Origin of the sequence: Pseudomonas sp. JS425 (genome assembly GCF_018223845.1) — a bacterium.
In the GTDB taxonomy this organism is placed as follows: domain Bacteria; phylum Pseudomonadota; class Gammaproteobacteria; order Pseudomonadales; family Pseudomonadaceae; genus Aquipseudomonas; species Aquipseudomonas asiatica.
Genome location: NZ_CP073661.1, coordinates 4,870,580 through 4,892,770, shown reverse-complemented (window position 1 = coordinate 4,892,770; position 22,191 = coordinate 4,870,580). Strand labels below are relative to the sequence as shown.

Genomic DNA, 22,191 nt, shown 5'->3' with positions numbered 1-22,191 from the left:
TCAGGCTACCCAGGATACCCCGCAGCTTCCCGCTCCAACCACCCCGCCAACTGCTTGCGCCCCACCTTCTCCACCCGCGCCTGCTCCAGCCTTTGCAGCATATACGCGCGTTTTTCCGGGTCCGACCCTGCCAGCGACAACGCCAGGTCACGGTCCATCCAGCGGCGCATGCGCACATACAGCCACCAGTGGAAATACAGCCCCGCAACGGTGGTGACCACGACGATGAAGTAATCCATGGCTATCCTTGGTCTCACTTGAAAGGCCTCGACACAGCCGTGCAGGCTGTCCCTTGGCTGAATGAAAACAATTTTATTACGTTTGTACCGTGACAGCCGTCAACGTGCAGCGTCTAATGAGCACCTGACTTATGGAGACCTTACCCATGCGTAAATCCGCTTTGCTGGTGGCGACCTTTACCACCATGTCGCTGTTGCTGGGTGGCTGTGCCTCGAGCCTGACCGGTGACAGCTACTCCCGTGATGAGGCCCGCCGCGTGCAAACCGTGCGCATGGGCACTATCGAGTCCCTGCGTCCGGTCAAGATCGAAGGCACCAAGACCCCGATCGGTGGCGGTGCTGGCGCCATCGTTGGTGGCGTGGCCGGGAGCGCCGTGGGTGGTGGCCGTGGCAGCATCGTCGCCGCCGTGATCGGTGCCGTTGCCGGTGGCCTGGCCGGTTCCGCCGCCGAAGAGGGCCTGACCCGTACCCAGGGTGTCGAAATCACCGTGCGTGAGGACGATGGCAGCATGCGTGCCTATGTGCAGGCCGTGCAGCAGAACGAGATCTTCCGCGTTGGCGACCGCGTGCGCATCATGACCGTCGATGGCACCAGCCGCGTCACGCACTGACCGTAGCCCAACAAGACAAGACCCCGACATGGCGCTCGCCAGTCGGGGTTTTTTCATGCTGCGGCCAGGTCAGCCGACGTTGGACTTGCGGCTGGCCATGGCGGTTACCGCATAGCCGATCACGGCGGCGAAGAACGAGCCGGTGAGAATACCCATGCGGTCCATCCCGGCGTAATCACTGCTGCCAGGCACAAAGGCGAGCGAGCCGACGAACAGGCTCATGGTGAAGCCGATACCGCAAAGTATCGCCACACCCAGCAATTGCCCCCAACTGGCGCCTGCAGGCAGCGCGGCCAGGCGCAGCTTGACCGCGACCCAGGTCAGGCCGAAGACACCCACGGTCTTGCCCAGCAGCAGCCCCACGGCGATGCCCAGTGGCACCGGGTGGGTGAAGCTTTCTACGGTCATGCCTGCCAGCGATACACCGGCGTTGGCGAAAGCGAACAGCGGCAGGATGGCGTAGGCAACCCAAGGATGCAGGGCGTGTTCCAGGGCGAGCAGTGGTGAGCGTTCGGCATGGCGCGTGCGCAGCGGGATGCACAGGGCCAGGGCGACGCCGGCCAGGGTGGCATGCACGCCGCTCTTGAGCACGCAGACCCACAGGATCAGGCCAACGACCATGTACGGCCCAAGCTTGACCACGCCAAGCCGATTCATCGACACCAGCAATACCAGGCAGGCGGCAGCCAGCAGCAGCGACATGCTCGACAGGGTGCCCGAATAGAACAGGGCAATGACGATGATCGCACCCAGGTCGTCGATGATTGCCAGGGTCATCAGGAACAGTTTCAGCGACACTGGCACGCGCTTGCCCAGCAGGGCCAGTACGCCGAGGGCGAAGGCGATGTCGGTGGCTGTGGGGATAGCCCAGCCGGCTATGGCGGCAGGGTTGTCACGGTTGATGAACCAGTAGATCAGTGCCGGTATCACCATGCCGCCCACGGCGGCGGTGGCTGGCAGGATCACTTGGGAGGGCTTGGACAGGTGGCCGTCGACCACCTCGCGCTTGACCTCCAGGCCGATCAGCAGGAAGAACAGGGCCATCAGGCCGTCGTTGATCCAAAGCAACAGCGGTTTGGCGATGTGCAGCGCACCGACCTGAACGGCGACGGGAACGTCGAGCAGGCCGCTGTACAGGTAGGACAGCGGCGAGTTATTGATTATCAGGGCCAGGATGGCCGCAGCGATCAGCAACAGGCCACTGGCGGCTTCGAGCTGGAAGAAGCGGGTGAACAGGCTACGCACGGGCTATAGGCTCTCCATGAGCAGTTGACAATGGAACGGGCGTACACCCTAGCCTTTGGCGATATGCTTTCAAACAAAAACCATATTCGTTTTTGTTATATGGTATTGCCGGCTGGGCTGCGGGAAAGCCTAGACGCAGATGGGGAAGGAGTGGGGAGGGGAAGTCTGATGTTTGTTGTGGATTTTTCTGATGTCTGCAGTGGCCCTTTCGCGGGTAAACCCGCTCCCACAGGTAGTTCACAGTCTTCAATACTGTGCAGTACCTGTGGGAGCGGGTTTACCCGCGAAGAGGCCCTGGCATGTAAAGGGCTCAGAGGCCGAGCATATCCCGCGCCACCGCCTCGGCGATACGAATCCCATCGACACCCGCCGACAGGATCCCGCCCGCATACCCGGCCCCTTCACCCGCCGGGAACAGCCCCTTGAGGTTCAGGCTCTGGAAGTCCTCACCGCGGGTAATGCGCAGCGGCGAGGAGGTGCGGGTCTCGATCCCGGTCAGCACTGCATCATGCAGGTTGTAACCCTTGATCTGCCGGTCGAACGCTGGCAGCGCCTCGCGAATGGCTTCGATGGCGAAGTCCGGCAGGCTCGGCGCCAGGTCGCCCAGGGTCACGCCCGGTTTGTAGGACGGCTCGACACTGCCCAGTGCAGTCGACGGCCGGCCAGCGACGAAGTCACCCACCAGCTGTGCCGGGGCCTGGTAGTTGCTGCCGCCCATCACGTAGGCGTGGGCTTCCAGGCGTTCCTGCAGCTCGATGCCGGCCAGCGGGCCGCCCGGGTAATCGCGCTCGGGGTCGATGCCGACGACGATGCCGGAGTTGGCGTTGCGCTCGTTACGCGAGTACTGGCTCATGCCGTTGGTAACCACCCGGCCTGGCTCGCTGGTTGCTGCGACCACGGTGCCGCCTGGGCACATGCAGAAGCTGTACACCGAGCGGCCATTCTTGGCGTGGTACACCAGTTTGTAGTCGGCGGCACCGAGTTTCGGGTGACCGGCGTACTTGCCCAGGCGCGCCTTGTCGATCAGCGTTTGCGGGTGCTCGATACGGAAGCCCACCGAGAACGGCTTGGCTTCCATGTACACGCCTTTGGCGTGCAGCATGCGGAAGGTGTCGCGGGCACTGTGGCCCAGCGCCAGCACGACATGGCGCGAGTGCAGCTGTTCGCCGCTCTCCAGCACCACGCCGGTCAGTTGCCCATCCTCGATCAGCAGGTCGGTGACCTTCTGCTGGAAGCGCACTTCGGCGCCGAGGGCGATCATGTCCTGACGCATCTGCTCGACCATGCCGGTGAGGCGGAAGGTACCGATGTGCGGCTTGTTGATGTACAGGATCTCGTCCGGCGCACCGGCCTTGACGAACTCCTCCAGCACCTTGCGGCCGTGGTGCTGCGGGTCCTTGATCTGGCTGTACAGCTTGCCGTCGGAGAAGGTACCGGCACCGCCTTCGCCGAACTGCACGTTGGACTCGGGGTTGAGCACGCTCTTGCGCCACAGGCCCCAGGTGTCCTTGGTGCGCTGACGTACTTCCTTGCCGCGCTCGAGGATGATCGGCTTGAAGCCCATCTGTGCCAGCAACAGGCCGGCGAAGATGCCGCACGGGCCGAAGCCGACCACGATCGGGCGCTCCTGCAGATCGGCAGGGGCTTTGCCGACGAACTTGTAGGTTACGTCTGGCGCTGGGCCGATATTGCGATCGTCGGCGAACTTGCTGAGCAGCTCGGCTTCGTTGCTGGCTTCCAGGTCGATGGTGTAGATGAACAGCAGTTCGCTGTTCTTCTTGCGCGCATCGTAGCTGCGCTTGAACAGGTTGAAGCTGAGCAGTTGCTCGTCGCGGATGCCCAGGCGCTGGACGATCGCTTCACGCAGGGCTTCGTCGGGATGGTCCAGGGGCAGCTTCAGTTCGGTGATTCGTAGCATGGCAGGGTCCAGTATCCCGGCCATGGGCGGCCGGCGGCTTTACACAAACCGCCAAGTATAAGCTGTTCGCCGCCCCGACTGGCAGGATAAAAGCGCCCGGCGATCAGTTGTCGCGTGCACCGCCATAGTAACCGCAGCCCAGCAGGCTCTTGCCGTCGATGCGCAGTTCGGCACGCAAGTGGCGGATGGCACCGGTGGCGGTGTCTACACAGCGTTGTGGCGCGACCCACAGCTCCACGTGCTGGCCGTTGGCTTCGCTGGTCAGGGTCAGGCCGCCGCCGGGCACTTCTTCTTCCAGAAAGGGCAGGGGCAGGGGATCCTGGCCGATGCGGTTGAGCACCATGCCTTTGCCGCTGGCCTTCAGGTCCCATTCCGGCTCATGGCCGTTGGCGCGCAGGGTCAGCTGCTTGAAGTTGGGGTCTTCACAGGCGCGGGTGGAAGGTTCCAGGCGGTACAGGCGGCGAACTTCCAGCTGGCCGTCGTTGTTGGCCTGCCTGCTGCCGGTGAGGTGGCCACGGACGTCGGCGAACAGTTTGTCGTTGGCGTCCTTGGCGAGGTTGGCGGCTTCCTGCAGGATGCCGGTTGCGGCGACGTCGCTGATCACGAAAGTGCGGTTTTCGCTGCACGGCTTGAACAGCAGCTGGCCACCGCCGGCACGCAACTCGCCCTGCATGCGCGTAGTGCCGATGTTCGGGTCGCTGGGGGCGTCAGCCATGAGCTGGCAGCCGGCGAACAGGGGCAGCAGGGCAGTGAGCAGCAGGGTGGGGGTGAGGCGCATGGGGCGGGCTCCGGGATCTTCCAAAGAGCTGGCCACGTTACTCAGGCTGGGCGGGGATCTCAAGTTTTTGCTAAACCTGTACCGGCCTCTTCGCGGGCAAGCCCGCGAAGAGGCCGGTACAGGCGATACAAAATCCGGCAGGCAGAAAAAAGGGCCCGAAGGCCCTTTTCCCATCAACCCCCCAGGTACGCGTCGCGCACCTTCGGGTCGGTCAGCAGTGCTTCCCCAGTACCCTGCATCACCACCCGGCCGTTCTCCAGTACATACGCCCGGTCAGCGATCTTTAGCGCCTGGTTGGCGTTCTGCTCCACCAGGAACACCGTCACGCCATCACGGCGCAGCTGTTCGATGATGTCGAAGATCTGCTGGATGATGATTGGCGCCAGACCCAGCGATGGCTCGTCGAGCAGCAGCAGCTTGGGCTTGCTCATCAGCGCCCGGCCAATGGCGAGCATCTGCTGCTCGCCACCGGACATGGTGCCGCCACGCTGGATATAACGCTCCTTCAGGCGCGGGAACAGCTGCAACACCTTGTCCAGCTGCTCCTGGTAATCGCCCTTGTCGGTGAAGAAACCACCCATTGCCAGATTTTCCTCGACGGTCAGGCGGGAGAACACGCGGCGGCCTTCCGGTACCACCGCGATGCTCTTGCGCATGATGTGCGAAGACGGCTGGCCGACCAGCTCTTCACCCAGGTACTTGATGCTGCCGCTGTGCGCCTGCGGCGAGCCGCACAAGGTCATCAGCAAGGTTGACTTGCCGGCGCCGTTGGCGCCGATCAGGGTGACGATCTCGCCCTGGTTGATCTCCACATTGACGCTGTGCAGCGCCTGGATCTTGCCGTAGAAGGTGGAAACGTTCTCGAACTTCAGCATTTACGCTTCCCCCAGGTAGGCTTTGATCACATCAGGGTTGTCGCGGATCTCTTCCGGTGTGCCGTGGGCCAGGGGTGTGCCCTGGTTGATCACCACGATATGGTCGGAAATGCTCATCACCAGCTTCATGTCGTGCTCGATCAGCAGCACGGTGACGTTGTGCGACTCACGCAGGTAGGCGATCAGCGCCTTGAGGTCTTCGGTTTCCTTCGGGTTCAGGCCCGCAGCCGGTTCGTCGAGCATGATGATGCGCGGCTGGGTCATCATGCAGCGGGCGATTTCCAGGCGGCGCTGCTGCCCGTAGGCGAGGGTGCCGGCGGTACGGTTGGCGAACTCGGTCAGGTTGACCTTCTCCAGCCAGTACTGCGCGCGCTCCATGGCCTCCTTCTCGCTGCGGCGGAAGCTTGGGGTCTTGAATAGGCCGGCGAAGAAGTTGGTGTTGAGGTGGCGGTGCTGGGCGATCAGCAGGTTTTCCAGCGCTGTCATTTCCTTGAACAGGCGCACGTTCTGGAATGTCCGCACCACGCCCTTGCGGGCGATCTGATGCCCGGCCAGGCCCTGGATCGGCTGGCCATCGAGCAGGATGGTGCCGCCGCTGGGCTTGTAGAAGCCGGTCAGGCAGTTGAACACGGTGGTCTTGCCGGCGCCGTTCGGGCCGATCAGTGCCACCACCTGTTTTTCCTTGACGGTCAGGCCCACGCCGTTGACCGCCAACAAGCCGCCGAAGCGCATGCTCAGGCCGCTGACTTGCAGAATTTCGCGGCTCATCGACGCAGCTCCATGTGTGGACGTTGCATAGGCAGCAGGCCTTGCGGACGCCAGATCATCATCAACACCATCAGTGCACCGAACATCAGCATCCGGTATTCGCTGAACTCACGCATCAGCTCGGGCAGCAGGATCATCACGATGGCCGCGAGGATCACGCCCAGTTGTGAGCCCATGCCGCCGAGCACGACGATGGCGAGGATGATCGCCGACTCGATGAAGGTGAACGACTCCGGCGTCACCAGGCCTTGGCGCGCAGCGAAGAAGCTGCCGGCGAAACCGGCGAAGCAGGCGCCCAGGGTGAATGCCGACAGCTTGATCACGGTCGGGTTCAGGCCCAGAGCACGGCAGGCGATCTCGTCTTCGCGCAGGGCTTCCCAGGCGCGGCCGATCGGCATGCGCAGCAGGCGGTTGATCACGAACAGCGCCAGCAGGGCCAGCAGCAGGGCCACCAGATAGAGGAAGATGACCTTGTTGATCGAGTTGTATTCCAGCCCGAAGAACTCATGGAAGGTCTGCATGCCTTCGGCGGCACGGCGTTCGAAGGTCAGGCCGAAGAACTCTGGCTTGGGGATGTTGCTGATGCCGTTGGGGCCGCCGGTCCAGTCGGTGAGGTTACGCAGGAACAGGCGGATGATCTCGCCGAAGCCGAGGGTCACGATCGCCAGGTAGTCACCGCGCAGGCGCAGCACCGGGAAGCCGAGCAGGAAACCGAAGGTAGCGGCCATGAGGCCGGCGATCGGCAGGCATACCCAGAAGCTCCAGCCCAGGTAGTGCGAGAGCATGGCGTAGCTGTAGGCACCGACCGCGTAGAAGCCGACGTAACCGAGGTCGAGCAGGCCTGCCAAACCGACCACGATGTTCAGGCCCAGGCCCAGCAACACGTAGATCAGGATCAGCGTGGCAATGTCGACCGCGCCGCGCGAGCCGAAGAACGGCCACACCAGTGCCGCGACGATCAAGCCCATGATCACGTAGCGCTGGGTTTTCGGCAGGGTCAGGTAGTTGCTGACCGCCGGCGGGATCAGCTTGCGATCCGAACGGCGGCCCATTACCGAGTTCCACTGCTTGTCGAACAGCACGCGCAGGAACATCAGCACCGAACACACGGCGATGATGCCGATGGTGAACGAACCCTGGCTGTGCACTACCAGGCTGATGCCATCGATGCTCAGTTTCAGGCCCAGTACCGGGAAGGCCACGGCCCATACCAGCAAGGCGCTGAAGAACGCCTGTTTGAGATTTCTGTTCATACTTTTTCAACCTCCGGGCGGCCCAGGATGCCGGTCGGCCGGAATAGCAGGACAAGAACCAACAAGCCGAATGCCACAACGTCCTTGTACTGGTCGCCGAAGATATCGGCACCGAACGCTTCGGCCACGCCCAGCACCAGCCCGCCGAGCATGGCGCCCGGAATGCTGCCGATGCCACCCAGCACCGCCGCGGTGAAGGCCTTCAGGCCCACCAGGAAACCGGCGTTGGGGTTGATCACCCCGTACTGCATGCTCAGCAGCACGGCCGCCACCGCCGCCAGGGCGGCACCGATGACGAAAGTGAGGGCGATGATGTTGTTGGTGTTGATGCCCAGCAGGTTGGCCATCTTGATGTCCTCGGCGCAGGCGCGGCAGGCGCGGCCCAGGCGGGAACGGGAGATGAACAGCGTGAGGCAGGTCATGGCCACCAGGGTGACCACGAACACCAGGATCTGCATGTAGCTGATCAGTACTTCCTCCGCGCCGCCTGGCCCGAACGAGAAGCTTCCGGGGATCAGGTTGGGGATGGACTTGTCCTTGGAGTCTTGCGACAGCAGGACGGTGTTCTGCAGGAAGATCGACATGCCGATGGCGGAAATCAGCGGGATCAGACGGTTGCTGTTGCGCAGGGGGCGGTAGGCAACCCGTTCGATGCTATAGCCATAGGCACTGGTGACGAAGATCGTCGCGACAAAGGCGACGGTCATCAGGACAGGCAGCGAATGGATACCCATCATGGCCAGGCCCGCCAGGGCGATGAAGGCCACGTAGGAACCGATCATGTACACCTCGCCGTGGGCGAAGTTGATCATGCCAATGATGCCGTACACCATCGTGTAGCCGATGGCGATCAAGGCATAGGTGCTGCCGATGGTCAATCCATTAACCAGTTGTTGGAAGAAATGGTAGATCTCAGGCATTACAGCGCTCCTAAAAACCTGATTTGCATTTCGCTGGCGGGGGTAGGCCAGGAAACCGCGGGTGACGGTTTTAAGATTTTCAGGTGAGCCCGCCCCCGGATCGCGGGGATCAGGCCCATGAACCTCGTAAAACAAAGCCCACTGCTCGCACAGTGGGCTTCTACGGTCAGCTATTAGTCACGCAGTTACTGAGGGGAGACTTCGGTCTTCGGCTTGCCGAAGTGCCATTCGTAGACCACGAACTTGAAGTCTTTCAGGTCGCCTTTGTCGTCGAACGACAGGTCACCGGTCGGGGTCTTGAAGGTACCTTTGTGGATGGCGGCTGCCACCTTGTCGGCATCTTCGGACTTGGCTTCCTTGATGCCCTGGGCGATCAGCTCGACAGCCGAGTAGGCCGGGAACACGAACGGGCCGCTTGGGTCCTTGCCGTCAGCCTTGATGGCGTCGACGATCTTCTTGTTCGCAGGGTCCGCGTCGAACGACTTCGGCAGGGTCACCAGCAGGCCTTCGGAGGCGTTCTGGGCGATCTGCGAGATGGAGTCGTTGCCCACGCCTTCCGGGCCCATGAACTTGGCTTTCAGGCCCTTTTCCTGAGCCTGGCGCAGGATCAGGCCCAGCTCTGGGTGGTAGCCGCCGTAGTAGACGAAGTCGACGTTGTTCTGCTTGAGCTTCTGGATGATCGAGGAGAAGTCCTTGTCACCGGCGTTCAGGCCTTCGAACACGGCAACCTTGGTGCCTTTGCCTTCCAGGGTCTGCTTGACCGCGGTGGCGATGCCTTCACCGTACTGCTGCTTGTCGTGCAGGACGGCGACAACCTTCGGCTTGACGTGGTCGGCGATGTAGTTGCCGGCAGCCGGGCCCTGGGCGCTGTCCAGACCGATGGTGCGGAAGATCAGCTTGTAGCCACGTGCGGTGATTTCCGGGGAGGTCGCGGCCGGGGTGATCATGATCACGCCTTCGTCTTCGTAGATGTCGGACGCAGGCTGGGTGGAGCTGGAGCACAGGTGACCGATGACGAACTTGACGCCGTCGTTGACCACTTTGTTGGCGACTGCAACGGCCTGTTTAGGGTCGCAGGCGTCGTCGTATTCCTTGGCTTCGAGCATCTTGCCATCCACGCCGCCCGCGGCGTTGATATCCTTGATGGCTTGCTTTGCGCCGATGAATTGCATGTCGCCGTACTGGGTCACAGGGCCGGTCTTGGGGCCTGCAATCCCGATCTTGATGGTATCGGCGGCAAACGAATGGCTGGCTACCCCTGCCAGAACCATTGCGGCGAACAGCTTGGAAATCTTGATCATAGTGCTCCACTCATTCTGTTGTAATTCTTATAGTCCTGGCGGCCAGGGCTACAGACCGGGCGGGATTTGCGGCGTGGCCATGCCAACGCGCAAGCCCACCTTCCCCCGGAACATGTCCCGGAACTGTACCGGTACAGTGTAGAGCGCTGTTCGAGCGCTTGAAAAGCGGTCGAAAAGTGCCTGCTTCCTGGGTTGTCGCTTGATCGACACAAAGATACAGAAAGGCGCCATCAAACTGCCTGCATCTGCGACCCCGCCCCACAAGTTCGGGATCAATCGACCAAATTACATATTTGAAACCGGGTTTTTCTGCAAAAATGCCGACCTTTTTTATTGGCCGATTTTTGCGGATACCACCCATGACTGATCAAACAAGCACCCTCTATGCCAAATTGCTTGGCGAGACGGCAATCATCGAGTGGAAAGCGCTGGAGCGTTTCTGGGCCAAGGGTGACCTGATTTGGGTCGACCCGAGCCTCGACCTGATCACCGTTGCCGAGGCGATGGCCGAGAATCGCAGCGAGATCTTCGCCAAGTGGCGTAGTGATGGCACTGTTGGTCCGGTAACCGCCGAGCAGGCCCTGGACCTGCAAAGCCGCGATCCAGAGATCTGGGCGGTGGTGGTTTCGCCGTTCATCGTGATTCAGGCAAAGCGCCCGACAGAGGCATGATCGCTTTTGGTGCGCGAAAATGCGCAGCAGCCTCGTTTTGGTGCTTGAAGGCGCTCAAGGCGGGTAGAGGGAAGTAACAATTCGGCGTGGCGGTAACAGTTTACGGGATGCGTAATGGGGGGCTGCCTTGCAGCCCTTCGCGGGCATGCCCGCTCCCACAGGTCAGATGTTGCTCTTCAGACCAGCGCTGGTTTTGTGGGAGCGGGCGCGCCGCGAAGGCCGCAAAGCGGCCCGGATCGATATCGAATTTGTCCGGAGTCATTGATGAACTCAAAACTACCTTCGCTTGGATTCGCCGGCATCGGCCTGATGGGCCTGCCCATGTGTCGGCGCCTGCTGGCAGCGGGTTACCCGCTGACGGTATGGAACCGCAGCCCGGACAAGTGCGCTGCACTGGTCGCGGCTGGCGCGCGCCTGGCCAGCAGCCCTGCCGAACTGTGCCGCGACAGCGACATAGTGCTGCTGTGCCTGGCCGATACGGCCGTGGTCCGCGAGGTAGTGTTCGGCGAGCAAGGCATTGCCCAGGGCGGAAGCAGCGGCCAGTTACTGGTCGATTTCTCCAGCCTGGAGCCAACCGCCACTCGTGAAATGGCCGCCGAACTGGCAGCGCTGTGCGGCATGGCCTGGCTGGACGCGCCAGTGTCCGGCGGCACCCCCGGGGCCGAAGCCGGCACCCTGGCGATCATGGTCGGTGGCGAGGCAGCCGACCTGGAGCGTGCGCGCCCGGTACTGCAGGTTCTTGGCCAGCGCGTGACGCATATGGGCGCGGTGGGCGCAGGCCAGGTGACCAAGGCCTGCAACCAGATGATCGTGGCCTGCAATGCTCTGGTAATCGCCGAAGTGGTTGCCTTGGCTGAACAGTCCGGTGTCGACGCGACGCTGATCGCCGAAGCGCTGGCGGGCGGTTTTGCCGACTCCAGACCGTTGCAGATCCTCGCTCCGCAAATGGCCGAGAGCCGCTTCGAGCCGATCAAGTGGCATGTGCGCACGCTGCTCAAGGACCTCGATGGCGCGGTCAAGTTCTCCCGCGAGCAAGGCTCGGCGACGCCGCTCAGTGGCCTTGCCGCACAATTGATGCGCCTGCACGCAAGCCAGGGGTACCTGCAAAAGGATCCGGCGACCCTGGTTGAGCTGTATCGCAGCAAGGGCTGAACACGCCGCCCTTGTGCCGAACCCGCTCCAGTAGCGAGCGTAGTTCGGCCAGCGGCTCCGGGGGGGCCAGCAGGTAGCCCTGCAGGTAGTCGCAGCCGTGGGCTTGGAGAAACGCCAGCTGTTCGGCGGTTTCCACGCCCTCGCTGACCACCTGCAGATGCAGGGTATGCGCCATGACGATGATCGCCTGGACAATTTCGCGATCCTTCTGGCTGCCCGGCACATCCTGCAGGAAGCTGCGGTCGACCTTAAGCACGTCCAGCGGCAGGCGCTTGAGGTAGGCCAGCGACGAGTAGCCGGTGCCGAAGTCATCGATCGACAGCGCCACGCCCAGGGCGCGTATGCGCGTGAGCAGGTTTACCGTGCGCTGGATGTCACCCATCAAGGCGTTCTCGGTCACTTCCAGTTCCAGCTGTCGGGGTGCGAGCCCGGCGTGGAACAGCGCCTTTTCCACTTCGTTGGGCAGTTCGTCGTGGCTGAGGGTGACGGCCGAACAATTGACCGTGACCTTGAGGTTTCCATGACCGTGGCGCTGCAGATTGGCCAGGTCGGCGCAGGCGTGGCGCAGCACCCACAGATCGAGGTCGATGATCAGCCCGTTGGCCTCTGCGATGGCGACAAAACGATCGGGCCCGAGCAGGCCGTGTTGCGGGTGCTGCCAGCGAACCAGGGCCTCCAGTTTGGCCACTTGCCTGCTGCGCAGGTCGAAGATCGGCTGGTAGTGCACGCATAGCCCATGCTCCTCGAGCAGCGCCACCCGCAGTTCCTCTTCCAGTTGCAGAGCAATCGAGGCCTGGGTCTTCAGGCTGTCGTTGAAGAAGTTCAGGCTGTTGCGCCCGTTACCCTTGGACTGGTACAGGGCAAGGTCTGCATGCTTGAGCAGCTCTTCGGCGGTGGTGCCGTCGTCGGGGAAGATGCTGATGCCGATGCTGGTGGTCATGACCATGCGCCGGCCGCCCAGGTTTATGGGCTCTTTCATCCTCTGCATGATGCGCTGGGCCAGGTGGCGGGCTTCGTCGCGGTTGGTGAGGCTGGTGACCACGCAGAACTCGTCGCCGCCCAGACGTGCGACCAGGTCGCGGTTTCGGGTGGCGGCCTTGATGTGTCCGGCGATCACTTTGAGCAGTTCGTCGCCGGCGTCGTGACCGAGGCTGTCGTTTATGCGCTTGAAATGGTCGATGTCGAGGAACATCACCGCCAGGTGGCTTTCCGTGGCCTGGTGCTCGGCCAGGCGTTCGGCGAACACCTGGTTGAAACCGCGGCGGTTGACCAGGTTGGTCAGGGCGTCGTAGTGCGCGGCCTGCTGCAGCGAAGCGCGGGCCTGGTCCAGTTGGCTGAGCAGCACGCTGACCCGGCGCAGGTCGTGCTCCTTGCTTTGCAGCTTCTTGTCGGCCAGTGCGGTACTGATGCTGGCAGCACTGATCAGCATGGTGATGAAGCCGATGCCCAGCGCCAGTTGCAGGCTGTTGTCGCCAGAGGGCAGGCGCAGGGCGGTGTCGGCCGGGATGACCAGGGTCATGGCCGACATCGCGGTGAAGTGGGTGGCAACGATACCACCAGCCATCAGCAGGCTGGCGCCGTACTTCATGGCTTGGTGCAAGGTACCGCTGCCCTGCCGGAAGTAGCGGGCCAGGTATAGCGCGGTCAGGCTGGTGAGCAGGGCAATGGTGGCAGAGGCCAGCAGCAGGCCGGTCTGGTAGTACTGGCGGGCACCGGTTTCCAGGGCGGCCATGCCTACGAAGTGCATCAGGATGATGCCCAGGCCGATCAGTACTGCACTTCGCAGGTAATGGATTGCGCGCATCTGGCTGCGGTCGAGGCTGTGCATGGCCAGCCAGGCGACGGCCAGTGCGATGAGCAGCGAAAGGATGGTCAGGGACGCGTCGTAGTGCACTTCCACTGGCGCCTGGAAGGCCAGCATGCTGATGAAATGCATGGCCCAGATACCTCCTGCCAGGCAGCAGGCACCAAGCATGTTCCATTGTCGGTGGGCGGTGGGGTCTTCGCTGTGGGATTGTCGCTCGGCCATGTCCAGCGTGGCGAAGCAGGCCGCACAGGCGACGAGGTAAGCAAGCAGAACCAGGAACGGTTCATGCCGGCAATCGATGACGATGCGCCCGGTTGCCGGCAGGTCGGCGAACAGTTGCAGCCCCAGCCATTCCATGGAATGCCTCATGATCGAGTTTTCACTCGTCTGCGCTAAACCCTGTGCAGACTGTCCAGAGGCAGTATAGGAAGAGGTGTTTAAGCCTTCCTGACTAATGGCACATTGATTCCTACGATTTGGTTATGAGCCTGATCGCAGCTTGGAATATGTAAATGGGTTCTGAAAGGTGGTCTCCCCTGTGGGAGCGGCCTTGTGTCGCGAAAGGGCTGCAAAGCAGCCCCAGCAATTTCAACTGTAGCGCGTCAATTCTGGGGCCGCGTTGCGGCCCTTTCGCGACACAAGGCCGCTCCCACAAAGGCGGCGGTGTCTGGCCTGTATTAGCCAGCCACCAGCACGCGAATGGCTTCCAGGCGCAGGGCGGCCTTTTCCAGCATCGCCAGGCCCTCTTCGCGCTGCTTGCGCAGCGCTTCGATCTCGCTGTCGCGCACGCTCGGGTTGACCGCTTGCAGGGCGACCAGACGGGCCAGTTCTTCGTCGGCCTCCGCTTTAAGGCGGCGCTGGGCCTCGGCCACGCGCTCGACGTGGGCCGGCATGACCTTGGCCTCGCCGCTGCCGATGCGCTGGGCCAGCACGTCACGCTGGGCCTGGACGAACTTGTTGGCGCTGGCGCGTGGCACGCTTTCCAGCTGGTCGTTGAGGGTTTCGAAGGCCACGCGGGACGCCAGGTCGTTGCCGTTGGCATCGAGCAGGCAGCGCAATGCCGCCGGTGGCAGGTAACGCCCCAGTTGCAGGCTGCGCGGTGCCACCACCTCGCTGACGAACAGCAGTTCAAGCAGCACGGTCCCGGGTTTGAGCGCCTTGTTCTTGATCAGCGCCACGGCGGTGTTGCCCATCGAGCCGGACAGCACCAGATCCATGCCGCCTTGTACCATCGGGTGTTCCCAGGTGAGGAACTGCATGTCCTCGCGCGACAGCGCCTGGCCACGGTCGTAGGTGATGGTCACGCCTTCGTCGTCACCCAGCGGGAAGCTGGCGTCGAGCATCTTTTCGCTCGGCTTGAGGATCAGGGCGTTCTCGGAATGGTCTTCGCTGTCGATGCCGAAGGCGTCGAACAGGGTTTCCATGTAGATCGGCAGGGCGAACTGGTCGTCCTGTTCGAGAATGTCCTCGACCAGCGCCTGGCCTTCGCCGGCACCGCCGGAGTTGAGCTCCAGCAGACGGTCACGGCCGGTATGCAGTTCGGCTTCCAGGCGTTCGCGTTCGCTGCGGGCGTCGGCCACCAGGGCTTCCCAGGCCTTGCTTTCGCCACCTTCAAGCAGTGGCAGCAGGCGCGGGCCGAACTGGTGCTGCAGGGCGTTGCCGGTAGGGCAGGTGTTGAGGAAGGCGTTGAGGCCTTCGTGGTACCACTGGAACAGGCGCTCTTGCGGGCTGTCCTGCAGGTACGGGATATGCAGCTGGATGGTGTGCTTCTGGCCGATACGGTCGAGGCGGCCGATGCGCTGTTCGAGCAGGTCGGGGTGCGCCGGCAGGTCGAACATCACCAGATGGTGGGCAAACTGGAAGTTGCGGCCTTCACTGCCGATCTCGGAGCAGATCAGCACCTGCGCGCCGAACTCTTCGTCAGCGAAGTAGGCGGCGGCGCGGTCACGTTCTAGGATGCTCATGCCCTCATGGAACACCGAGGCCGGGATGCCGGAGCGCACGCGCAGGGCGTCCTCCAGGTCCATCGCGGTTTCGGCATGGGCGCAGATCACCAGCACCTTGGTACGCTTTAGCATCTTCAGGGTGTCGATCAGCCAGTCGACGCGCGGGTCGAAACGCCACCAGCGCTCGTCATCGGCCACCTCGCCCTGGGCCTGGAAGGCGACTTCCGGGTACAGCTCGGCATGTTCGCCGGCTGGCAGGTCGCGGTACTGCTCGGGCGTCGCCAGTGGGTAAGGGTGCAGCTGGCGCTCAGGGAAGCCCTGGATCGCCGCGCGGGTGTTACGGAACAGCACGCGGCCGGTGCCGTGGCGGTCGAGCAGCTCACGGATCAGGCGCGCGCTGGCCTGGGTATCGCCGTCGCTGACCGCGGCCAGCAGGGCTTCGCCTTCGGCACCCAGGAAGCCCTGGATGGTGGCGTGGGCCTTGGGCGACAGGCGGCCTTCGTCGAGCAGTTCCTGTACGGCTTCAGCCACCGGGCGATAGTGCTCGCTCTCGGCGCGGAAGGCGGCCAGGTCGTGGAAACGGTTGGGGTCGAGCAGGCGCAGGCGGGCGAAGTGGCTGTCCTGGCCGAGCTGCTCGGGGGTGGCCGTGAGCAGCAGCACGCCCGGGATCACCTGGGCCAGCTGTTCGACCAGGCCGTATTCGGCGCTGACCTGGTCTTCGTGCCAGACCAGGTGGTGAGCTTCGTCCACCACCATCAGGTCCCAGCCGGCAGCGAACAGCGCGTCCTGGGCCTTTTCGTCGTCGACCAGCCACTCCAGGGCCACCAGCGCCAGCTGGGCATCCTCGAACGGGTTGCTGGCATCGCTTTCGATGAAACGCTCAGCGTCGAACAAGGCCACCTGCAGGTTGAAGCGGCGGCGCATTTCCACCAGCCACTGGTGCTGGAGGTTTTCCGGTACCAGGATCAGTACGCGGCTGGCGCGGCCAGACAGCAGCTGGCGATGGATCACCAGGCCGGCTTCGATGGTTTTGCCCAGGCCTACTTCGTCGGCCAACAAGACGCGTGGCGCGCTGCGGTCGGCGACTTCGCGGGCGATGTGCAACTGGTGGGCGATGGGTTGGGCACGGCAGCCGCCCAGGCCCCACAGCGCCGACTGCATCTGCTTGCTGGTGTGCTGCAGGGTGTTGTAGCGCAGGCTGAACCACGAGAGCGGGTCGATCTGCCCGGCGAACAGGCGGTCGCTGGCCAGGCGGAACTGGATGAAGTTCGACAACTGGGTTTCTGGCAGGGTGCGCGGCTGGTTCTGCCCGTCCAGGCCGTGGTAGACCATCAGCCCGTCGATGTCCTCGACCTCGCGCACGGTCAACTTCCAGCCTTCGAAGTGGGTGATCTGGTCACCTGGCGAGAAGCGCACGCGGGTCAGCGGCGCATTGCGCAGGGAATACTGGCGGGTGTCGCCAGTGGCCGGGTAGAGCACGGTCAACAGGCGGCCATCCTGCGCCAGGATGGTACCCAGGCCGAGCTCGGCTTCGCTGTCGCTGATCCAGCGTTGCCCCGGTTGATACTGCTGCGCCATACTGCCTGAACTCCCGCGATGAAAAAGCCGGTTATGTTAACGGATCGGCCGGTCAGACCAAAGTGCCGAGCGCATCGAAAGGTGCCGAAGTGCGATAGGTAGTAACAGTCTAGCCGCTTCATCGTCCCCCACCGTGCTGCCGACGAGGGCTCCGGATCAACATGTCTGCCAAGCACCGCTGGATCAGCGCTTCGATGGCCGTGGGCAGCCTGTTGCTGCTGGCCGCCTGCGAGCAGAAAAACTTCGAGACCTTGCCCGCCATCCCGATCGAACAGCTCGAGGTGCTGGGCGTGCAGACGCCGATCAAGAGCGTGCACTTTCGTGACCGCGACGGTGAAGGCCTGCTGGTGTTGAGCCGCAGCGATGGCCAGGCCAGCGACCCGGAAAGCGAGCAGGAAGTCGACAAGGTGGTACTCAAGGCCACGCTGTACGGGCGCAAGGCCGAAAACGACGCTTTCAAGGCGCGCTGGCAGATCGAACAGGAAACCACCTGCCCGGGCCTGGACCTGGATGTGGACTTCTATAACGACGTCAGCGATGTCGGCGACCTGAACAAGGACGGCATCGCCGAGGTGACGGTTGCCAGCCACGCATTCTGTGGCGGTGGCATCGACCCGCACGACATCGCCATCGAGATGCGCGAAGGGCAGGCCAGCTACAGCATCACCGGCCAGTCGCTGATCACCCCGGCGGGTGAGGAGCCGATCGGCGGTGAGCGTGAGGACAGCGCCTCGCTAAAATCCGCGCCGCAGGTGCTGCGCGAGCACATGGACGGGGTCTGGCAGCAGGTGTACAAGCGGCCCTGGAGCGAGGCCAGCCCACCTAGCGACGATAACCCTGACGACGAAGCCGAATAAGTGTTGTGCCTGCCATCAAGGTAAATCCGCGCCTGCCGATACAGGGGGCATAGGAGAACGTCCATGCTGCCACCGATCATTCCGCTCAGTGCCGCCCCGGTGACCTCGCAACAGGACCCGGTCAAGCCGACACCCGACATCAAGCCGGTGGTGCCGACCCAGCCTGCATCCGGTGAAAGTGCCATCGACCTCAAGCAGCAGCGTGACCCGCAGGAGCAGGCGCTGCTGCTGCGCGACGAGCAGCGCCGCCAGCAGCAACGTCGGCAGAAGGGCGACGACGAACGCTACAGTGCAATGCCGGGTGACGAGGTCAACGCCGACAACACCGTGCCGGTAGCGCCATTGATGGGCGAGCATGTACGCCAGGGGCTGCTGGTGGACATCGAAGTCTGACATGGGGCTGGTCAGCGCCAGCGCCTGGCTTCATCATGCAAGTCTCAGTTGATCGTCGAGCCCACCCATGAGCCAGGACAACCTCATCGATTTCGATGCCGAACGCGCCAAGCGCGTCCACGACCTCAAGGAAAAGCGCCTGAACGAAATGCGCAATGCGTTCGAGCAGGCCCTGCCGTTGAACAGTGCCAAGAAAAAGAAGCCCAAGGGCAAGCCGAAGAAGCGCTGAAACTTGACGCAGGTCAACCCTGCACCCGCCTCGCGTGCCCGGCCCCGGGCACCATTGACCCCGATCAATTTTCCCCGCCTCCACATTGGTTAACTTGCACCCATCGGACAACGGCAAACGAATGGGGAGGCCAGCATGTTCTTCGACAACGTGGTTATCGCCGGAGTGGTGACGGTCGGGTTGATGGTCGCATTCTTTGCCGGTCTGGGCATTTTCATCTGGAAGGACTCGAACAAGCGCAAACCGCGCTGACCTTCCGGGTACACGAGCACGCAAGGCATTTAGGGCGACTTCGGTCGCCCATTTTTTTTGCCTGCAATTTTTGTGTTGCCTGTACCGGCCTCTTCGCGGGCACTCCCGCTCCCACAATGACTTCACAGGATTCGGACTGTGCGCGGTCCCATGTGGGAGCGGGCGTGCCCGCGAAGAGGGCAGCACAGGAGAGCTGTCCATAACAAAGATGATTAGCTAGCTAATTAATCGTTTCCGCTTTATCCTTCCCACCATTGTCTATCTTTCTACAAGACCATCCCTTCAAGGTCCGTCTCGTGCCCATCACCTTCCAGGCCCTGTTCGCTCCCAGCAGCCTCGCCCTCAAGTTCGCCATCAAGACCCTGCTCGGTGGCGGCCTCGCCCTGTGGCTGGCGATGCGCTGGGGCCTGGAGCAACCGTCCTGGGCCCTGATGACCGCTTTCATCGTCGCCCAGCCGTTGTCAGGCATGGTGGTGCAGAAGGGCCTGGCGCGGCTGGCCGGCACCCTGGTCGGCACGTTTATGTCGGTGCTGTTCATCGGTCTGTTTGCCCAGACCCCCGGTCTGTTCCTGCTCACCCTGGCCCTGTGGCTGGCCCTGTGCACTGCCGCCTCCACCCAGTTGCGCAGCGCCTGGGCCTATGCCTTCGTGTTGGCAGGCTACACGGCGGCGATCATTGCCCTGCCGGCCATCGATCACCCGTTGCAGGTGTTCGACCAGGCCGTGGCGCGCTGTACCGAGATCTGCCTGGGTATCTTCTGTGCCACCGCCAGCAGTGCCTTGCTCTGGCCCATGCGGGTAGAGCAGCAACTGGGCGGGCAGGCCCGTCAGGCCTGGCAGAACGGCCTGCAGGCCGCCAGTGCCATGCTGGGCGGTGAAGACGAGGCGCGCAAAGGCCTGCTGGAAAGCCTGGGGCGTATCGTTGCCATCGACAGCCAACGCGAACACGCCTGGTTCGAAGGCAACCGCGGGCGCCAACGCGCTCGTGCCATTCGCGGCCTGAGCCAGAAACTGATGGTGCTGCTGCGCATTTCCCGTTCGGTGCGCCGCCAGTGGCGGCAACTTGATGAGGGCGAGGCCGAACGCCTGGCGCCCTGGCTGGAGGAGGTGCGCGCACTGTTGGGCAAGCCCGATCAGCCGAGCCTTTTGCTTCTGCGCCAACGCATCTGGGATGCTGCCCACGATGATCAGATCAGCCCGGCGGAGCACTTTTGCCTGGCACGCACGGCACTGCTGCTGGATTACGCCATGGCTGCCAGCCAGGCGCTGGAGGATGTGGAGGCGGGCAGGGCGCCCAAGGATGTGTCTCAGGGCCTGGCCGCGCACCGCGACTGGTCGCTGGCCTTGCTGTTCGGCTCACGCAGTGCGCTGGCCTTTCTGGTGATGAGTGGTTTCTGGCTGGCCACCGCCTGGCCTTCGGCACCGGGTGGCCTGGTGCTGACCTGTGTGGTTTGCAGCCTGTTCGCCAGCCGCGAGAATGGCGCGCAGATCGGCCTGAGCTTTTTACGAGGGATCCTCCTGGCAATACCGGCGGCGTTTCTGGTCGGGCAAATTCTGCTGCCGCAATGGAGCAGCTTCGCCATGCTCTGCCTGGGCATGGGGGTGCCGCTGTTTCTTGGTGCGCTGGGCATGGCTCACCCGCGGACCGGGGCCACGGCTACTTCTTATTGCCTGCATTTCATCGTGCTGGTGTCGCCGCTCAACGCCATGCAGTTCGGCGTGGCCACCCTGCTCAACAGTGCCTTGGCCATGCTGGTGGGTGTGTCGGCGGCGGTGATGGCCTTCCGCTTGTTGGTGTTTCGCCACCCGGCCTGGCTGGGCCAGCGCCTGCGCGCGGCGACCCAGAATGACCTGGTGCGCCTGACCCGGCGCGACCTGCGCGGGGCCGACAGCTGGTTTGGCGGGCGCATGGCCGACCGCCTGATGCAACTGGCGCGGCATGCCGGCGACCTGCCCGAGAGCGAACGCAAGCGCTGGGACGACGGCCTGCACGGCCTGGATATCGGCGACGAACTGGTGCATTTGCGCATGTGCCTGGCGCTCGCCAAGGCCCCGTTGGGACGGGCCGAGCGCGAATACCTGCAGCAGGTAGAGGCAGTGCTGGCCAAAGGGCCGGCGCCAGGGCGTGGGCAGAGCCTTGATGCCGCAAGCGAACAGTTCATTGGCGCCTTGCGCCGTCTACCCTCCAGCGATCCGCTGCGGTTGGCTGAAGGGGCGGTGCTGCAACTGCAAAAAAGCTGGGGCAAGTGGTGCCGTTGGCAGGAGGAATCCCATGGGGTTGCGTGAGTGGGAATTGGGCGGCGTGCTGTTCAGCCCTTTCCTGGTTTATGTGTTGATGGCGCTGGTGCTTACCGGCGTGTTGCGTCTGGTGGTGCAGGCCACGCCGTTGGGGCGCTGGATCTGGCATGAAGCGCTGTTCGATGCGGCGTTGTTCGTTTGTGTGTTGTTCCTGGTAGTGCGACTGCTGGGAGCTTTATAAAGGAGTGTTTCGATGCGTGCGGCCGTACGTACCCTGGTCACCTTGTGTGTGGTGGCCCTTGCCGTCTTCGCCGGCTATCAGCTGTGGCAGTACTACATGCTCACCCCCTGGACCCGCGATGCCCGTGTGCGCGCCGATGTGGTGGTGATCGCCCCCGATGTGTCCGGCTGGGTGCGCGAGCTGAAGGCCCGTGACAATCAGCAGGTCAAGGCCGGCGACCTGCTGATGAGCATCGACCGCGAACGCTTCCAGGCTGCTTTCGACCAAGCCAGCGCGGTGACCGAAACCCGCAGCCAGCAACTGCGCCTGCGCGAGCGTGAAGCGGCCCGGCGTACCGCACTTGGGCCGGAGGCGATCAGTGCCGAATTGCGGGAAAACGCCCAGATCAATGCGGCCATCGCCCGCGGTGAGCTGCATGAGGCCGAGGCACAATTGCAGGTCGCCAAAATCAACCTGGCGCGCAGTGAAGTGCGGGCGCCGCGCAGCGGGCATATCACCAACCTGCGCCTGGCCGAGGGCAACTATGTGAATACCGGGGAGGCGGTGATGGCCCTGGTGGACGATTCAACCTTCTATATCCAGGCCTATTTCGAGGAAACCAAGCTGCCACGCATTCGTGTGGGGGATACGGTGAAGGTCTGGCTGATGGGCGCGGGCGAGCCGATGCAAGGGCATGTGGAGAGCATCAGCCGTGGTATCACCGACCGCAACAGTAACCCCGACAGCCAGTTGCTGCCGGAGGTTGAGCCGACCTTCAACTGGGTGCGCCTGGCGCAGCGGATACCGGTGAGGATCCGCCTGGACCAGGTGCCGGAGGGGGTGACCCTGAGTGCGGGGATGACAGCCAGTGTGCAGGTGCATGAGGAGCAGAGTCGGCCGTGAGGGCCAAAGGGGCTGCTAAGCAGCCCCAGATCCTCGAT

General features: G+C 63.2%; 21 protein-coding genes. 10 read left to right on the top strand and 11 right to left on the bottom strand.

The annotated features are described in order from the left end of the window. Nucleotides 1–5: 5 nt before the first annotated feature. Nucleotides 6–239, bottom strand: a complete 234-nt coding sequence (locus tag KDB76_RS22585; protein ID WP_013973926.1) for a hypothetical protein — start codon at nt 237–239, stop codon at nt 6–8. 146 nt (nt 240–385) lie between these two features. On the opposite strand from KDB76_RS22585, the gene KDB76_RS22580 reads away from it, so the two are divergent. Then, nucleotides 386–850: a glycine zipper 2TM domain-containing protein gene (locus tag KDB76_RS22580; protein ID WP_013973925.1), complete on the top strand. Its 465-nt coding sequence runs from the start codon at nt 386–388 to the stop codon at nt 848–850. A 69-nt stretch (nt 851–919) separates the two neighbouring features. On the opposite strand, the gene nhaA is transcribed toward KDB76_RS22580, so the two are convergent. The 8 genes from nhaA to KDB76_RS22540 form a co-directional block, all read right to left on the bottom strand. Continuing rightward, nucleotides 920–2,095, bottom strand: coding sequence for a Na+/H+ antiporter NhaA (gene nhaA / locus KDB76_RS22575; RefSeq protein WP_024087644.1), 1,176 nt, complete (start codon nt 2,093–2,095; stop codon nt 920–922). Nucleotides 2,096–2,405: 310 nt separating this feature from the next. Further along, the gene (locus KDB76_RS22570) at nt 2,406–4,013 is read right to left on the bottom strand and encodes an NAD(P)/FAD-dependent oxidoreductase (protein ID WP_015271531.1); all 1,608 of its coding nucleotides are present in this window, start codon (nt 4,011–4,013) and stop codon (nt 2,406–2,408) included. Between the two features lie 103 nt (nt 4,014–4,116). Then, nucleotides 4,117–4,791, bottom strand: a complete 675-nt coding sequence (locus KDB76_RS22565; protein WP_023660956.1) for a membrane protein — start codon at nt 4,789–4,791, stop codon at nt 4,117–4,119. Nucleotides 4,792–4,964: 173 nt separating this feature from the next. Beyond that, on the bottom strand, nt 4,965–5,666 hold the full coding sequence (locus KDB76_RS22560) for an ATP-binding cassette domain-containing protein (RefSeq protein WP_013973921.1): 702 nt from the start codon (nt 5,664–5,666) through the stop codon (nt 4,965–4,967). Beyond that, nucleotides 5,667–6,434, bottom strand: coding sequence for a high-affinity branched-chain amino acid ABC transporter ATP-binding protein LivG (gene livG, locus KDB76_RS22555; RefSeq protein WP_013973920.1), 768 nt, complete (start codon nt 6,432–6,434; stop codon nt 5,667–5,669). Then, nucleotides 6,431–7,687 (bottom strand): high-affinity branched-chain amino acid ABC transporter permease LivM, encoded by a 1,257-nt coding sequence (locus KDB76_RS22550; protein ID WP_013973919.1) that lies wholly within the window; start codon nt 7,685–7,687, stop codon nt 6,431–6,433. The genes livG and KDB76_RS22550 overlap by 4 nt, the downstream gene beginning before the upstream one ends. Next, entirely contained in the window at nt 7,684–8,607 is a 924-nt protein-coding gene (gene livH / locus KDB76_RS22545; RefSeq protein WP_013973918.1) for a high-affinity branched-chain amino acid ABC transporter permease LivH, read from the bottom strand. The genes KDB76_RS22550 and livH overlap by 4 nt, the downstream gene beginning before the upstream one ends. A 185-nt stretch (nt 8,608–8,792) precedes the next feature. Next, on the bottom strand, nt 8,793–9,908 hold the full coding sequence (locus KDB76_RS22540; protein ID WP_024087643.1) for a branched-chain amino acid ABC transporter substrate-binding protein: 1,116 nt from the start codon (nt 9,906–9,908) through the stop codon (nt 8,793–8,795). A 359-nt stretch (nt 9,909–10,267) separates the two neighbouring features. Between KDB76_RS22540 and KDB76_RS22535 the strand changes: the two genes are divergently transcribed. Then, nucleotides 10,268–10,579, top strand: a complete 312-nt coding sequence (locus KDB76_RS22535; RefSeq protein WP_023660958.1) for a DUF2288 domain-containing protein — start codon at nt 10,268–10,270, stop codon at nt 10,577–10,579. A gap of 264 nt (nt 10,580–10,843) precedes the next feature. Beyond that, on the top strand, nt 10,844–11,731 hold the full coding sequence (locus KDB76_RS22530; protein WP_013973915.1) for an NAD(P)-dependent oxidoreductase: 888 nt from the start codon (nt 10,844–10,846) through the stop codon (nt 11,729–11,731). On the opposite strand, the gene KDB76_RS22525 is transcribed toward KDB76_RS22530, so the two are convergent. Together KDB76_RS22525 and rapA are read right to left on the bottom strand one after the other, a co-directional pair. Beyond that, complete coding sequence (locus KDB76_RS22525; protein ID WP_024087640.1) at nt 11,631–13,895, bottom strand: bifunctional diguanylate cyclase/phosphodiesterase; 2,265 nt, start codon at nt 13,893–13,895, stop codon at nt 11,631–11,633. The genes KDB76_RS22530 and KDB76_RS22525 overlap by 101 nt on opposite strands. A 320-nt stretch (nt 13,896–14,215) precedes the next feature. Further along, complete coding sequence (rapA, locus tag KDB76_RS22520; RefSeq protein WP_038410109.1) at nt 14,216–17,062, bottom strand: RNA polymerase-associated protein RapA; 2,847 nt, start codon at nt 17,060–17,062, stop codon at nt 14,216–14,218. Between the two features lie 161 nt (nt 17,063–17,223). Between rapA and KDB76_RS22515 the strand changes: the two genes are divergently transcribed. From KDB76_RS22515 to KDB76_RS22490, 7 genes are all read left to right on the top strand, one after another. After that, complete coding sequence (locus KDB76_RS22515; protein WP_013973912.1) at nt 17,224–17,919, top strand: hypothetical protein; 696 nt, start codon at nt 17,224–17,226, stop codon at nt 17,917–17,919. Nucleotides 17,920–17,982: 63 nt separating this feature from the next. Continuing rightward, entirely contained in the window at nt 17,983–18,312 is a 330-nt protein-coding gene (locus tag KDB76_RS22510) for a hypothetical protein (protein ID WP_003258942.1), read from the top strand. Between the two features lie 67 nt (nt 18,313–18,379). Continuing rightward, nucleotides 18,380–18,541, top strand: a complete 162-nt coding sequence (locus KDB76_RS22505) for a hypothetical protein (protein WP_003258944.1) — start codon at nt 18,380–18,382, stop codon at nt 18,539–18,541. A gap of 135 nt (nt 18,542–18,676) precedes the next feature. Next, nucleotides 18,677–18,793, top strand: a complete 117-nt coding sequence (gene ccoM / locus KDB76_RS30105; RefSeq protein ID WP_003254862.1) for a cytochrome c oxidase subunit CcoM — start codon at nt 18,677–18,679, stop codon at nt 18,791–18,793. Between the two features lie 296 nt (nt 18,794–19,089). Then, entirely contained in the window at nt 19,090–21,078 is a 1,989-nt protein-coding gene (locus KDB76_RS22500; protein ID WP_024087638.1) for an FUSC family protein, read from the top strand. Next, nucleotides 21,065–21,271 (top strand): DUF1656 domain-containing protein, encoded by a 207-nt coding sequence (locus tag KDB76_RS22495; RefSeq protein ID WP_013973910.1) that lies wholly within the window; start codon nt 21,065–21,067, stop codon nt 21,269–21,271. Before KDB76_RS22500 ends, KDB76_RS22495 begins: the two co-directional genes overlap by 14 nt. Before the next feature lie 12 nt (nt 21,272–21,283). Then, nucleotides 21,284–22,153 carry an HlyD family secretion protein gene (locus tag KDB76_RS22490; protein WP_024087637.1) on the top strand — a complete coding sequence of 290 codons (870 nt, stop codon included), beginning with the start codon at nt 21,284–21,286 and terminating at the stop codon, nt 22,151–22,153. The last annotated feature ends 38 nt before the right edge of the window (nt 22,154–22,191 follow it).

Excerpts from the sequence above, each read along its gene's own strand:
- KDB76_RS22490 (WP_024087637.1), top strand. The coding sequence starts at position 21,284 with ATGCGTGCGGCCGTACGTACCCTGGTCACCTTGTGTGTGGTGGCCCTT.
- KDB76_RS22535 (WP_023660958.1), top strand. The coding sequence starts at position 10,268 with ATGACTGATCAAACAAGCACCCTCTATGCCAAATTGCTTGGCGAGACG.
- KDB76_RS22565 (WP_023660956.1), bottom strand. The coding sequence starts at position 4,791 with ATGCGCCTCACCCCCACCCTGCTGCTCACTGCCCTGCTGCCCCTGTTC.
- KDB76_RS22510 (WP_003258942.1), top strand. The coding sequence starts at position 17,983 with ATGCTGCCACCGATCATTCCGCTCAGTGCCGCCCCGGTGACCTCGCAA.
- KDB76_RS22580 (WP_013973925.1), top strand. The coding sequence starts at position 386 with ATGCGTAAATCCGCTTTGCTGGTGGCGACCTTTACCACCATGTCGCTG.
- rapA (WP_038410109.1), bottom strand. The coding sequence starts at position 17,062 with ATGGCGCAGCAGTATCAACCGGGGCAACGCTGGATCAGCGACAGCGAA.
- KDB76_RS22585 (WP_013973926.1), bottom strand. The coding sequence starts at position 239 with ATGGATTACTTCATCGTCGTGGTCACCACCGTTGCGGGGCTGTATTTC.
- livH (WP_013973918.1), bottom strand. The coding sequence starts at position 8,607 with ATGCCTGAGATCTACCATTTCTTCCAACAACTGGTTAATGGATTGACC.
- KDB76_RS22550 (WP_013973919.1), bottom strand. The coding sequence starts at position 7,687 with ATGAACAGAAATCTCAAACAGGCGTTCTTCAGCGCCTTGCTGGTATGG.
- KDB76_RS22525 (WP_024087640.1), bottom strand. The coding sequence starts at position 13,895 with ATGGAATGGCTGGGGCTGCAACTGTTCGCCGACCTGCCGGCAACCGGG.
- ccoM (WP_003254862.1), top strand. The coding sequence starts at position 18,677 with ATGTTCTTCGACAACGTGGTTATCGCCGGAGTGGTGACGGTCGGGTTG.
- KDB76_RS22570 (WP_015271531.1), bottom strand. The coding sequence starts at position 4,013 with ATGCTACGAATCACCGAACTGAAGCTGCCCCTGGACCATCCCGACGAA.
- KDB76_RS22515 (WP_013973912.1), top strand. The coding sequence starts at position 17,224 with ATGTCTGCCAAGCACCGCTGGATCAGCGCTTCGATGGCCGTGGGCAGC.
- KDB76_RS22530 (WP_013973915.1), top strand. The coding sequence starts at position 10,844 with ATGAACTCAAAACTACCTTCGCTTGGATTCGCCGGCATCGGCCTGATG.
- KDB76_RS22505 (WP_003258944.1), top strand. The coding sequence starts at position 18,380 with ATGAGCCAGGACAACCTCATCGATTTCGATGCCGAACGCGCCAAGCGC.
- KDB76_RS22560 (WP_013973921.1), bottom strand. The coding sequence starts at position 5,666 with ATGCTGAAGTTCGAGAACGTTTCCACCTTCTACGGCAAGATCCAGGCG.
- KDB76_RS22495 (WP_013973910.1), top strand. The coding sequence starts at position 21,065 with ATGGGGTTGCGTGAGTGGGAATTGGGCGGCGTGCTGTTCAGCCCTTTC.
- KDB76_RS22540 (WP_024087643.1), bottom strand. The coding sequence starts at position 9,908 with ATGATCAAGATTTCCAAGCTGTTCGCCGCAATGGTTCTGGCAGGGGTA.
- livG (WP_013973920.1), bottom strand. The coding sequence starts at position 6,434 with ATGAGCCGCGAAATTCTGCAAGTCAGCGGCCTGAGCATGCGCTTCGGC.